This window comes from Microbacter sp. GSS18 (assembly GCA_029319145.1).
In the GTDB taxonomy this organism is placed as follows: Bacteria; Actinomycetota; Actinomycetes; order Actinomycetales; family Microbacteriaceae; genus Microbacterium.
Genome location: CP119753.1, coordinates 3,134,936 through 3,146,646, shown reverse-complemented (window position 1 = coordinate 3,146,646; position 11,711 = coordinate 3,134,936). Strand labels below are relative to the sequence as shown.

The following is an 11,711-nucleotide window of genomic DNA, read 5'->3' as shown; positions in this document are numbered from 1 at the left end:
CACTCCTTTGTTTGTAGATCTATATCTGGTCATCACCTAATCACCCTTGGGGTGATGTTACTAGTGTAACATGGAGACACGGGGGTGAGTTTTCACCACCCACACGGACGTCGGTTATCGTTGCAGTATCAGTTCAGGGGTGAAGAGCGGAATGCGCGTTGCAACTGCAGTTCGGGGACGGGGAGTTGGAACGCCTCGCGTATGAGACCGCGTCCACCGCGGGCGGTTGGTCCGCATCGCTCCTGCGCCGCTACCGGCGAGTCCTTCAGATGATCGGCGCCGCGACCGGGCCGGGCGATCTGGAGGCACTGATGAGCCTGCGGGTGCAGCCTTCGACAACGCGAGGGGTGCGCGGCGCGACACTGCGGATCGACGACGAGCATCAGCTGCGCGTTTCCTACCCGGATGCCAGCGGTACCCCCACAGCCGTCATCGAAGCCGTCGAACAGCACTGAGGAGGAGCACTATGGACAAGCACCTTGCCGACCAGGTTCCACCCGGAGAGCTACTCGCGGAGGAGCTTGAGGCGCGGCATTGGTCCCAGGCAGAGTTCGCAGAGATACTCGGGCGCCCCACCCAGTTCGTCTCCGAGATCATGTCCGCGAAGAAGGAGATCACCCGCGAGTCGGCCGCACAGATCGCGGCCGCGCTCGGGACGTCGGCTGAGTTCTGGTTGAACCTACAGAACCGGTACCTACTGTCTCGTCAGGCCCAAGACACCGAGACGCAGAGCCAGCTTCACAGCGTGAAGGTGCGTGCCCAACTGAACCAGCTCGCACCCGTCTCCGTGCTCCGTAAGCGTGGCTACATCACCGGAAACAGTCTCGACGAGCTCGAAGCCGAGATTCGAGACCTGTTCGAGATCGAATCGATCGACGAGGAGCCCGTTTTCGCGGCCGCCGCTCGACGCGCCAACCCCGACGTGCCGCTCACTCCTACCCAAAAGGCCTGGCTTGCGGTCGCCCGTCGGCAGGCACGCAGACTCACAGTTGGGGCCTTTGACAGGGGGGCCCTCGGCGAGCTCGCCGAGAACCTCGCGCGCAAGGTGCGAGATGTCTCATCCTTCGCGGATCTGGCGACGCTCTTTGCCGACGTTGGTGTGCGGCTTGTCTACATCGAAGCGTTCCCCGGCAGCAAGATGAACGGGGCCACGTTCCTCCTCGACGACGACGAAACCCAGCCGGTGATTGCGATCTCCGGACGAGGTAAGCGACTCGACAAGGTTCTGTTCACCCTCCTGCACGAGCTCGCGCACCTTGTCCGCGGTGACGTGCGCCCCGGCGGCATCATCCTCATCGACGACGGTGAAACGCACACCATGGGAGACGAAGAGGCGACCAACCAGCTTGCCGGCGAGTGGGCCATTCCAGGCGGCCTTCCCGCCCCGCCTCGCCCGATTCGGCAGAACTGGGTGTCCACACAAGCCGAACGGCTTGGTGTTCACGAGATCGTCATCGTGGGGTTCCTGCAGCACCACGGCCACCTCGACTGGCGCACCCAGCTCGCCAAGGGCGCCCCTTCGGTTACAGAAGAGCTCAGCAGGTGGGCGTCCGCGTAGGCTGCTGGCGCCTGTGAGCGCGGAATCACAGACGGCTGATGCCGCTATGGTCATCTCTCATGGACATCGACCAGCACAGCCTTCGCCTTCTGTTCGCGGTCGCTGATGACCCTGACACGCCGGCCCCGCTTTTGGAAGAGCTCGCGCGTTCCCCCCACTCGGCGGTCCGGTTCAAGGTCGTGTACAACCCCAACGTCACAACGGAGATTCTCCATGACCTCGCCCGTGACGAGAATGACCCGATTAGGGATGCGGTCGCCGGCCACAGGAAGACCACGACCGAAGACCTTCGCATGCTTGCTCTTGACCCGTACCCATACGCGAGGGCGTCCGTCGCCGCGAACCCGCGAACACCAATCGACGTTGCTGAAGTGCTCGCCTCGGACGACGATGCGGTCGTCCGCGCTTCTGCCGCCAACTGGGCTGACCTGTCCGAGTCGACGCTGCGACTGCTCGCGCGGGATCTGGACGACGAGGTTCGACGAGGTGTCGCCTACAACCGCAGAACCCCCTCGTCGGTGATGACAGATCTGGTTGACGACCATTTCGAAGGTGTGCGCTTCTACGCTGCGGTGAACCCGGCGACACCGCCAGCCGCCGTCATCATGCTCACTCGAGACCAGAGCAGTCAGGTTCGCCGAAACGCTCGCGCGAGCGCGTGGCGGTCCCCGGAAGTCATCATGCGGATACTTCGCGTGAGCGACCTGGCGGCGGTTGAACGTGACATGCGCGAGCGGCCAGAGGTCGTTCGCAGCGCCCTTGGCTGGGAGTCGGAGAGCTGACACAAGTTCAGCGCGATCCGGCGACGAGAGTGCCGAGGTGCAGGCGTAGGCGCGATGGGCGTTGTCACGATCCGGTCGCCCGGCGGGTGTGGTGCTCGGGAAAGTGTCACGACAAAGTCGCCTCGGATCGTCCAGGTCCGCCCGCTATTCGTGACATCTAGTGTCATCTCACTCCGTTCCCGACACGGATGTCGGAACGCGTCGCGGTGACGGTCGGCTCGATCCTGTTCCTCGTCTGCGGGGGCGAGTTCCGCTGCGCCGATCGCCTTCCTGCAGGCGCGCTGAGGCCCGCCACCGATTCGCCGACTCCCGCGTGACTAGGCTCGTGCCATGCCCGAACCCGCACCGCCGTCCGTCGCGCCGACGCAGGATCGCCCGGTCGAGATCGTGTCGGTGGCGCACGACGACGACCGCGGGGCGCGCCTGCGCGACGCCCTCGACGCGGAGCTCGACGCGCGGTACCACAGCGACGACCCCGAGCCGCCCGACGTCACGGCCGCGCGCGCCGAGGCGATGCGCGTGCATCCCGACCAGCTCGTCGTGACGCTGCTGGCCGTCACCGCAGACGGCGAGGCCGTGGGGCACGCGATGGTGCGCCGGCTGGGCGACGATTGGGAGCTCAAGCGCCTCGTCGTCGCGACCGATCTCCGCGGCACCGGCGTCGGGCGCCGTCTCGTGCAGGCGGCGATCGACCGGGCCCGTGCGGGCGGGGCCCCGCGCATGATCCTGCAGACAGGGCCGGCCCAGCCCGAGTCGGTGGCGCTGTACCGATCGTTCGGCTTCACTCCGATCCCGGTGTACGAGCCGTACATCGCGACGATGCCGGATTCCCTGTGCTTCGCGGTCGCGCTCTGACGACCCGTCGCCGCAACGCCGTCGCGGCGACAGCACGGGCGTGAGCGTCCACCCACGGCCGTTCCCGCCCACGGCCGGTCACAGCAGCGCAGCCGCTGTGCGGAGCTCCTCGGCGTCCGCCGCGGCCCACCGGGCCACGATGCGCCGGGCACGGTCGGCCTCGGCGCCGGTCAGGCGGGCGAGCAGTGGCCTCACCACGTCGACGGCGAGCGGCTCGATCAGGCCGGGTGTGCGGGCATCGCGGAGGAACCCCTCGACGCGGGTGAGGTCCTTACCGGTGAGCGTTTCGACCTGACCCTGCAACAGCACGATGGCCGCGAGGCGACGCTCGAACACCGGCACCGCCCACAGCTCCGACGCGAGTGCCGTGACGTCGTCGTGCCCGAGACCCCGATGCCGCCGAAGCGCGTCGCGGACGGTGCCGCGGATCGCGCCGACCGAGGCGCCGTACACCCGCAGTCCGCCGACAGTCGCATCGCCGTCGGCCCACGTGCGCCACTCGGACGCCTCGGCCCGCAGCGTGCGGTCGATGAAGGCGGCGGCGGGGGACTCCACCCCTCCATCCTCGCCCGAAGCCGGGCAGCGGGGGCGGCCGCCGTCCTCTGCTGCGCTCAGGTGCCGCCGGTGACCCGCAGGTCGGCGCCGGAGGTGAAGGCGGCGCCCGCACCGAAGAAGTAGGCGACGGCGTCGGCGACCTCGTGGGGATGCGCGGCGCGCCGCAGGGGGATGGCGGGAGCGCGCTCTTCGGGAGCGTTCGGACGGCCGCCGTCGGCGTGGATGGTCGTGTAGGTGGTGCCGGGCGATACGGTGTTGACGCGCACGCCCTGGGGGCCGAACTCCTTGGCGAGGCCCGTCGTCATCGCGTTGATCGCGCCCTTGCTCATCGCGTACGGCACGTACGTGTTCGGCGCGCCGCTCGTCGCGGCACCGGAGGAGATGTTGACGACGGTGCCGCCTTCGCCGCCGCGCTCGGTCGACATGGCCTCGAGGGCGTCGCGCGTGATGGCGATCGGGGCGAGGACGTTGATGCGCAGCATCCGCTCGACCTCCGGGAGGTCGATGCCGATGAAGTCGCCGATCCGCATGGTGACCCCGGCGTTGTTGACCAGGCCGGTCAGCCGGCCGAACTCGGCGAGCGCGGCGGGCACGACACGGGCGGCGTCCTCCAGGTCGGCGAGGTCCGCCCGGACGAGAAGGACCCGGGCTCCCAGGGCCCGGCACGCCGTCGCCACGGCTTCGGCCTCCTCGCGGGCGACGCGGTAGGTGAGCACGAGATCGTGGCCGTCTGCGGCGAGCCGTTCGGCGACCGCCGCGCCGATGCCGCGGCTTCCGCCGGTGACGATCGTGACGGGTCGGGGTCCGGTGGAGGGCGCCATACCGCCAGCCTAGGTTCTGTCCGGGCGCGCCGGCGGCGAGGGGGAAGAGCTCGTCACCCCATCGCGAACGCGTCGAGTGAGGCCCGGACCGCCTCACCGAGTGGAGTGGGGCGGATGCCGAACGCGGACTGGATTCGCGACGAATCCACGACGAACGGCTCCTCGAACTCGTACATCATCTCGGGCAGCTCGCGCACAAGAGGGGAGAAGAGCCCGAGGACGGATGCCGTGCGCCGGCCGAGCACCGAGATGCGCGGATCGCCTTCGCGACCGGCGGCCCGCCACACCAGGCGCGCGAGTTCGCGCGGCGTGACGGCGGGCTGCGCCGGCGCGATCCACGCGGCTCCCCAGCCGTCATCGCTCGTTCCGACCGCGGCGAGCGCACGCCCCGCGTCAGGCACGTACGTATACGCGTGCGGCTGATCCGCGCCGCCGAGGAACGTCATCCGCCCGCCTGCGAGCGCGGGCCGGAAGAGCTCGACTCCGCTGCGCTCGTAGCGGGGGCCGAAGAAGTTCGAGGGTCGCACGAGCGCGACGCGCAGCCGCCCCGCGCGATGCGCCTCGAGCGCGGCGTCGGCCATGCGGGCGCGCAGGGCGCCCTTGCGGGACACCGGCTCGCGCGGGCTGTCCTCGTGCAACACCCCGACCGGGCGCCCGTAGCCGTACAGGTTGTCCGCGACGACGAGGTTCGCGCCGGCGCGCGCCGCAGCCTCGATGACCGCGGTCTGCAATGGTTCGAAGTCCTCGAGCCACCGGTGGTACGGCGGCTGAGCGCACTGATAGACGCACGCCGCCCCCGCGACCGCCCGGTCCAGCGACTCCGGGTCGCGCACGTCCGCGGCGACCGACTCGACTCCCTCTCGCTCCGGCGCTCCGGCTCCCGTGCGGCTGACCACGCGCACCCGCTCGCCCCGTTCGACCAGCGCCTCGGCGGTGGCTGCTCCCAGCGCTCCTGCGCCGATCACGACCTGCATGAAGACCTCCATGTTACCAGTGGATACATTGTTCGAGGGCGACACTATGGCACAATGTGACCGATGTCAACATCAAGCGGCTACCACCACGGCGACCTGCGCAACGCGCTCCTGGAGACCGCCTCGCACATCGCCGCGGAGGGCGACCCCGACGCGCTCACGCTGCGCGCGGTCGCGCGCCGCGCAGGCGTGAGCCACGCCGCCGCCTACCGCCACTTCGCCGACAAGCGCGACCTCCTGCAGGCGCTCGCGCTGCGCGGCTTCGCGGCGCTCGGCGATGCGATGGCGTCCGCAGGCGACGGAGCCGAGCCGACCCTGGCCGATGTCGCCGCGGCGTACGTGCGGTTCGCGCGCGGCCACAGGGTGGAGTTCCGGCTCATGTACGACCGGGCGCTGTGCGCCCCGCCCGGCGCGCCCGACCCGCTCGCCGATGCCGGCGCCCGCGCGCTGGCGGGACTGGAGGAGTTCCTCGGCACCCGATGCGGCGTGCCGGCCGACGTGCGCGAGGATGCCGCCCTCGCGGTGCTCAGCCAGATGCACGGACTGGCGACGCTCATCCTGGAGACCCCCGCGCTCAAGGACGTCGACGACGCCCGCGCCGACGCGCTGGCGCGACGCTGCGCGGACTTCCTCGTCCTGGGAGACCCGGCACGCGGGGCTCGTAGCTGACGGCCCGCGGCCGGGCGCGCGGTGCGGGGCGCTGGCGACCCCTCGACGCCCAGGTGGCACGTGAGGCCGCCTCGCGAGCGCGCGAGCGGCACAACGCGCCACCTTCGCGCCCGCGAAGGTCGCCGAGGTGGCAGAAGTGTCCACATCGGCGCACGGGAGGCGGCAGGTGCTGCCACCTCCGGCGCGACGCGGGCGCGCAGCTCAGCCCAGGATGTCCCGGCGCGACAGCGCGAAGGTGCCCGCCGCGATCAGCAGCACCGAGCCGCCCCACAGCAGGCCGAGACCACCCCAGTCGTATCCATCGACGAGCGGATTCGCGTAGAAGGCCCAGTCGTACGGCGAGAAGCGGTGCAGCCAGTCGAGGTCTTCGCTGTTGTTCGCGACGGCCTGCATGACGAACCCGACGATCGCGACGGCCGAGCCGGCACCGACCGCCCACGCGCGGCGTCCGGTCGACGTGCCGACCACGAACGACGCGGCCGCGGTCAGCATCCCGAGCCCCATCCACGCGACGGTCGCCGCGAGGAGGTTCCCGGCGTCGAGCTCCAGCTCGGCGGGGGCGTCGTACAGCCACACCATGCCGTAGCCGACCGCGCCGATCACGATGACGCGCACGAGCAGCACGCCCGCGGTCTCGAGCGCGTACTGCACACGACCCACGCCGTGCCCGAGCGTCAGCTCGAGGCGCCCGGACTCCTCGGCGCCGCCGGTCAGCGACGAGCCCCACCCGATGCACGCGATGCTCAGCAGCGCGAAGCCGGTGAGGCCGAAGAACGTGGCCTGCACGTAGCCCGCGCCCGACGTGATGTCGCCGTAGTTGAGCGTGTTCACCAGCTCGGGCGGCAGCGAGTCGAGCATGCCGGCGAGCTCGGGCGACGCCATCGTCGGGAACAGCGGCACGTACACGCTCACGACGGCGGCGATGCCGATGATCCAGCCGAGCAGGCCCCGCCACCCGTCCACCAGCGCGCGGCGCATCATGGGCAGCGGCGCGGAGACGATGCGGGGAGCGGATGCCGCGACCGCGGTCATGACGCCCCCTCCGTCCGGGCGTACAGATCGAGGACCGACTCCTCGAGGTCGGGCTCCTCCACCGTGAGGTCGCGGATCTCCCCGAGGGTGAGCGCCCGCATGACCGCATCGATGCCGTTGTGGGCCGTCGCCGACACGAGCACGAGGTCCGCGGCTCCCGGCGAGTCGGCGACGTCGAGGTCCTCGACCTCGGGCACTGCGGCGAGCGCGGTGCGCAGCGTCTCGGCATCCGCCCCCGCGACCGTCGCGCGGATGCGGCGCACGCTCGCGATCCGCAGCGACGCGACGTCGCCGCGGGCGACGATCCTCCCATCGGCGAGCACCGCGACGTCGTCGGCCGCCTGCTGCACCTCGCTGAGCACGTGCGAGCTCAGCAGCACGGTCTGCCCCGCCTCGCGCGCCTCGCGCAGCATCACGAGGAACTCGCGCTGGATGAGCGGGTCGAGGCCGCTCGTCGGCTCGTCGAGCACGAGCAGCTCGGGTTTGTGCATGAACGCCTGCACGAGGCCGAGCTTCTGCTTGTTGCCCTTCGAGAGCGTGCGCACGGGGCGCGTGAGGTCCAGCGAGATGCGCTCGGCCAGCTCCTCGATCGCGCCGGGCGCGACCGGGCCGCTGATCTCGGCGAGATGGCGCAGCAGAGCGCCGCCCTTGACGCGCCCCTCGAGCCGCAGCTCGCCGGGGATGAAGCCGATGCGTCGCCGCAGATCGGCGCCGCCGGCGCGCGGGTCGACGCCCAGCACCGTCATCGACCCCGCCGTCGGCCGGATGATGTCCAGCAGCAGGCGGAGCGTCGTGGTCTTGCCCGCCCCGTTCGGACCGATCAGCCCGAACACCGAACCGCGCTCGACGGCCATGTCGAGCTCGCGGATCGCGGTGTGCGAGCCGTAGCGCTTGGTCAGCGCGGTGGTGGTGATGGCCGCGGTCATGGTGCGGAGGCGTCCCTTCGTCTGCCGGGTGCGGACAGCGCCGGTGCATCCGATCGTCCGCCGGTCGTGTGGGGTCTCACAAGGACCATCGTCCCGCCCCTCCGCCGGGCCCGCGGCGGCGGAGCCACCGGGGATCGCCCCAGCGGCGCGACAGCCGGCGGCGCAGGGGATGGCTGACGTGCAGCTGCACGGCGAGCGTCGCCGTGCCGGCGATCAGTAGTCCCAGGATGTTGATCCCGAGCTGCGCCGCCGCCGCGATCGCTTCGTCCCACGCGCCGACGGCCAGGGTCAGTGAGATGGTCCCGGCGGCGGGAACGGTGGTGATCGAGATGAACACCCCCACCAGCGCCGAGGACTTCTCGGTGGTCAGGGACAGCACTCCGGCGACGCCCGCGAGCACGGCGATGACGAACGACCATGCGTTGGGCTCGATGATGAATGAGGTCCGTGCGCCGGTGGTCGCCGCCGTGAAGGTGATCCAGCCCGCGCCGTACACGACCGCCCACACCGCCCACGAGATGACGATCGCGGCGGCGAACCCCGCGACGAGGGTCAGCACGGCCTCGCCGGCGATGCGGCGCTTGCCCCGCACGATGGCGTAGCAGAGGGCGGCGATGGGGGCGAACTCGGGCCCCACGACCATCGCCCCGATGATGAGGATCGGCTGATCGAGGATGCGGCCGACGCCCGCGATGAGGGTGGCCAGCAGCAGGAACACGAAGAACACCCACGAGGGCCGCGCGTCCTCCTGCGTCCGGTCCGACAGCTGCGCCCACACCACACCGTCGGCGGGGTGCCCGGGCGCCACCCGTTCGGCGGCGGCGGCGTCCTCGGAGATGACCGTCAGCGGCTCCGAGACGACGATCGAGCCGTCCTCGGCCACGCCGGCGTGCCGGAGGTCCTGCATGACGTCGTTCGCGCTCTCACGCGCGAGGTCGAAGAAGAGCAGATCGTGCTCTCCGCCCGCCGCGGCGGGGACGATGATCAGGTCGCTGACGGTCGGCTCCGCCTCGAGCATGACGCGGACCCGCTCCGACACCTCTCGCGTCGCCGTGACGCGCACCGTCAGCATGCGATCATCCTGCCCCCGCTCGGCGCCCCGGCGCGGAAGCGACATCGCGCTTCGCGACTCCGGGGGCGATTCCGACCCGACTCGGGCGGCCAAGTGTGGTCAGACCACAGGTGTATGATTCCCCCGTGCGCACTTCATTCCGCCGCGTCGCCGTCGCGGGCGCCTTCGCGCTCGCGACCGCCTCCCTGCTCACCGCCTGCACGTCGGCGGCTCCCGCCGACTCCACGACGCCGGAAGCGGCGTCTGCACTCATCGTCGATGGCATCCGCGTCGGCGACGGGCCTGTCGAGGTGGTCGTGTTCGGCGACGCCGCGTGCCCGCACTGCATGGTGCTCGACGCCGAGGTGGGCGACGCCCTGGCCACCGCCGTCGACGCGGGCGAGATCACGCTCGTCCTGCATCCCATGACCTACGTCAGCGAGAAGCGCGGCGACACGACCGACTACTCGGCCCGCTCGGCGGCGCTGCTGTTCGCCGCGGCCGACGCCGGCGAGGTCGACGCGATCCCCGAGCTGTACGCGCTGATCCAGGAGAACCAGGTCGACGAGACCGGCGCACCCTCGGATGCCGACCTGCTCGCCTACGCGGCCGAAGCGGGCGTGACCGCCGACCTCGGCGACGCCCCCGCCGGCGAGGAGTATCTGACACTCGCCCGCGCCGCCAACGACTACTGGCTCGGCCGCGAGATCCCCGGCACGGGCGTCACGCTCGAGTTCGTGCCGAGCGTCGCCGTCGACGGCGCGTTCTTCGAGGTGCGCGAGGACGGCACCGACCTCGCGCGGCTGCAGACCGCCATCTCCGACTCGGGCGCGTGACGGGCAGCGACGGCACCGACGCGCGGTCCGCTCAGCCGAGCCCCGCGCGCTCCTGACCGTCGCCGGCCTCGCCCGCCACGGGCTTGCGCGACAGTCCGACCGACCCGGAACCGGGCCCGGCCGACAGCGCGGCCGACACGGCGACGGACTCGTCGACGTCGGGATACTGCGGGCGCAGCCGCACGGCGCTGCGCCGCTTCTGCTCGCGCTTGGCCCGGCGCGACGCGGCCAGCAGGTTCAGCGCCTCGACGAAGATCGCGAAGGCCATCGGCCCGTAGATGAACGCCTTGTCGATGTGGAATCCGAACCCCTCGGCGACGAGGAAGACGCCGATCAGCAGCAGGAACGACAGCGCGAGCATCTTCACGGTGGGGTGGTTGTTGACGAAAGCGAAGATGAAGCGCGCGGCGAACAGCATGATGCCGAACGACAGCACCACCACCGTGATGATGATGAGCAGGTTCTCGGTCATGCCCACCGCCGTGATCACGGAATCCAGCGAGAACACGATGTCCAGCAGGAGGATCTGCGCGATCACCGAGCCGAAGGTGATCGCCTTCGTCCCGCCGGCGCCGTGCTCCTCTTCGGCTCCCTCGAGCTTGTGGTGGATCTCGGTCACGGCCTTGTACACGAGGAAGAGGCCTCCGGCGATGAGGATGATGTCCTTCCACGAGAAGCCCATCCCCCACAGCACGAAGATGTCCTCCTTGAGCGTGATGATCCATCCCGCGAAGAGCACCAGGATCACCCGCATCAGCATCGCCAGCGTCAGGCCGAGGTTGCGCGCCTTCGCCTGCTGCTCCTGCGGGAGCTTCGAGGCGAGGATCGAGATGAAGATGACGTTGTCGACGCCCAGCACCACCTCGAGCACGAACAGCGTCAGGAACACGGCGATGAGGTCGGGCGTGAAAGCGAAGGAGAAGTCCACCAGATCATCGTAGGGAGCGGCGGCCGCGATCCGACATCATGGCAATACCCCCTGGGGTATACTGCTTCCATGAGCGATGCCACCGCCGACCGCACCGTCCGCCCCGTGATCGGCCAGTGGGTCGACGGCATCGACGTACCCGTCGTCAACGAGCGCGCCGTTCGGGCATCCGCGGGCATCCTGTTCCTGCTCGGATTCGCCGCGTGGATGTGGGGCTTCGCCACCGGCGACCTGCAGCCGATGCGGGGATTCGGCATCCTCTTCGCCGTCGAGATGATGCTCCGCCTGTTCGTCGGTACCCGCTACACCCCGACCCTGGCGCTGGGCACGCTCATCACCCGGCCGCAGCGCCCGGAGTGGGTCGAGGCGCGCTCCAAGCAGTTCGCGTGGGGCCTGGGCCTCGGGATGGCCCTGCTGGGATGCTTCAGCCTCGGCTGGCTGGGGCTTCCCGCCGTCATCGCCCAGACGATCTGCGCCGGATGCCTGCTGCTGCTTTTCGTCGAGGCCGCGTTCGGCATCTGCGTCGGGTGCGAACTGGCCCGCCGGTTCTCCCGCGAGAAGCCGACGATGTGCGCCGGCGACACCTGCACGTACACGCCCCCGAAGCTCGGCGAGCGCCACAGCGTGCTGCCCTCGCCACCCTCGGACCCCGATCCTCTGGGGTCGCACTCGCCGGCCCGGATAGACTGAAGCGTCCGGCATCCGCAGAAATCCTGGAGCTCAG

At 70.4% G+C, this 11,711-nt stretch carries 14 protein-coding genes; 7 read left to right on the top strand and 7 right to left on the bottom strand.

All coding sequences use genetic code 11. The features are described 5' to 3' along the window. Positions 1 to 158: 158 nt before the first annotated feature. The 4 genes from P0L94_14540 to P0L94_14525 all read left to right on the top strand — a co-directional run bounded on the left by P0L94_14540 (position 159) and on the right by P0L94_14525 (position 3,195). A complete protein-coding gene (locus P0L94_14540; protein ID WES63676.1) occupies positions 159 to 455 on the top strand; it encodes a hypothetical protein in 297 nt (98 codons plus the stop codon). 11 nt (positions 456 to 466) lie between these two features. After that, on the top strand, positions 467 to 1,558 hold the full coding sequence (locus P0L94_14535) for a HigA family addiction module antitoxin (protein WES63675.1): 1,092 nt from the start codon (positions 467 to 469) through the stop codon (positions 1,556 to 1,558). 59 nt (positions 1,559 to 1,617) lie between these two features. After that, positions 1,618 to 2,340 carry a hypothetical protein gene (locus P0L94_14530; GenBank protein WES63674.1) on the top strand — a complete coding sequence of 241 codons (723 nt, stop codon included), beginning with the start codon at positions 1,618 to 1,620 and terminating at the stop codon, positions 2,338 to 2,340. A 330-nt stretch (positions 2,341 to 2,670) separates the two neighbouring features. Next, complete coding sequence (locus P0L94_14525) at positions 2,671 to 3,195, top strand: GNAT family N-acetyltransferase (GenBank protein ID WES63673.1); 525 nt, start codon at positions 2,671 to 2,673, stop codon at positions 3,193 to 3,195. Positions 3,196 to 3,273: 78 nt separating this feature from the next. Here P0L94_14525 and P0L94_14520 read toward each other — a convergent pair whose 3' ends face one another. The 3 genes from P0L94_14520 to P0L94_14510 are packed head-to-tail and all read right to left on the bottom strand — an operon-like array spanning position 3,274 to position 5,557. After that, positions 3,274 to 3,750 (bottom strand): DNA alkylation repair protein, encoded by a 477-nt coding sequence (locus P0L94_14520; protein ID WES63672.1) that lies wholly within the window; start codon positions 3,748 to 3,750, stop codon positions 3,274 to 3,276. A gap of 56 nt (positions 3,751 to 3,806) precedes the next feature. After that, positions 3,807 to 4,571 (bottom strand): SDR family oxidoreductase, encoded by a 765-nt coding sequence (locus tag P0L94_14515; GenBank protein ID WES63671.1) that lies wholly within the window; start codon positions 4,569 to 4,571, stop codon positions 3,807 to 3,809. Between the two features lie 53 nt (positions 4,572 to 4,624). After that, a complete protein-coding gene (locus P0L94_14510) occupies positions 4,625 to 5,557 on the bottom strand; it encodes an NAD-dependent epimerase/dehydratase family protein (GenBank protein ID WES63670.1) in 933 nt (310 codons plus the stop codon). 51 nt (positions 5,558 to 5,608) lie between these two features. On the opposite strand from P0L94_14510, the gene P0L94_14505 reads away from it, so the two are divergent. Beyond that, the gene (locus tag P0L94_14505) at positions 5,609 to 6,214 is read left to right on the top strand and encodes a TetR/AcrR family transcriptional regulator (protein WES63669.1); all 606 of its coding nucleotides are present in this window, start codon (positions 5,609 to 5,611) and stop codon (positions 6,212 to 6,214) included. Positions 6,215 to 6,415: 201 nt separating this feature from the next. Here the strand turns inward: P0L94_14505 and P0L94_14500 are convergent, their stop codons facing one another. The 3 genes from P0L94_14500 to P0L94_14490 form a co-directional block, all read right to left on the bottom strand. Then, the gene (locus tag P0L94_14500) at positions 6,416 to 7,246 is read right to left on the bottom strand and encodes a hypothetical protein (protein ID WES63668.1); all 831 of its coding nucleotides are present in this window, start codon (positions 7,244 to 7,246) and stop codon (positions 6,416 to 6,418) included. Then, entirely contained in the window at positions 7,243 to 8,172 is a 930-nt protein-coding gene (locus tag P0L94_14495) for an ABC transporter ATP-binding protein (GenBank protein WES63667.1), read from the bottom strand. The genes P0L94_14500 and P0L94_14495 overlap by 4 nt, the downstream gene beginning before the upstream one ends. Before the next feature lie 76 nt (positions 8,173 to 8,248). Continuing rightward, complete coding sequence (locus P0L94_14490) at positions 8,249 to 9,244, bottom strand: DUF389 domain-containing protein (protein WES63666.1); 996 nt, start codon at positions 9,242 to 9,244, stop codon at positions 8,249 to 8,251. Positions 9,245 to 9,369: 125 nt separating this feature from the next. On the opposite strand from P0L94_14490, the gene P0L94_14485 reads away from it, so the two are divergent. Beyond that, the gene (locus P0L94_14485; GenBank protein ID WES63665.1) at positions 9,370 to 10,059 is read left to right on the top strand and encodes a thioredoxin domain-containing protein; all 690 of its coding nucleotides are present in this window, start codon (positions 9,370 to 9,372) and stop codon (positions 10,057 to 10,059) included. Between the two features lie 31 nt (positions 10,060 to 10,090). Here P0L94_14485 and P0L94_14480 read toward each other — a convergent pair whose 3' ends face one another. Beyond that, the gene (locus P0L94_14480) at positions 10,091 to 10,987 is read right to left on the bottom strand and encodes a TerC family protein (protein ID WES63664.1); all 897 of its coding nucleotides are present in this window, start codon (positions 10,985 to 10,987) and stop codon (positions 10,091 to 10,093) included. Between the two features lie 69 nt (positions 10,988 to 11,056). Between P0L94_14480 and P0L94_14475 the strand changes: the two genes are divergently transcribed. Next, positions 11,057 to 11,677, top strand: coding sequence for a DUF4395 domain-containing protein (locus P0L94_14475; GenBank protein WES63663.1), 621 nt, complete (start codon positions 11,057 to 11,059; stop codon positions 11,675 to 11,677). Positions 11,678 to 11,711 lie beyond the last annotated feature (34 nt).

Coding starts and splice junctions, on each gene's coding strand:
- P0L94_14500 (WES63668.1), bottom strand. CDS start 7,246: ATGACCGCGGTCGCGGCATCCGCTCCCCGCATCGTCTCCGCGCCGCTG.
- P0L94_14495 (WES63667.1), bottom strand. CDS start 8,172: ATGACCGCGGCCATCACCACCACCGCGCTGACCAAGCGCTACGGCTCG.
- P0L94_14535 (WES63675.1), top strand. CDS start 467: ATGGACAAGCACCTTGCCGACCAGGTTCCACCCGGAGAGCTACTCGCG.
- P0L94_14515 (WES63671.1), bottom strand. CDS start 4,571: ATGGCGCCCTCCACCGGACCCCGACCCGTCACGATCGTCACCGGCGGA.
- P0L94_14530 (WES63674.1), top strand. CDS start 1,618: ATGGACATCGACCAGCACAGCCTTCGCCTTCTGTTCGCGGTCGCTGAT.
- P0L94_14525 (WES63673.1), top strand. CDS start 2,671: ATGCCCGAACCCGCACCGCCGTCCGTCGCGCCGACGCAGGATCGCCCG.
- P0L94_14475 (WES63663.1), top strand. CDS start 11,057: ATGAGCGATGCCACCGCCGACCGCACCGTCCGCCCCGTGATCGGCCAG.
- P0L94_14490 (WES63666.1), bottom strand. CDS start 9,244: ATGCTGACGGTGCGCGTCACGGCGACGCGAGAGGTGTCGGAGCGGGTC.
- P0L94_14510 (WES63670.1), bottom strand. CDS start 5,557: ATGGAGGTCTTCATGCAGGTCGTGATCGGCGCAGGAGCGCTGGGAGCA.
- P0L94_14505 (WES63669.1), top strand. CDS start 5,609: ATGTCAACATCAAGCGGCTACCACCACGGCGACCTGCGCAACGCGCTC.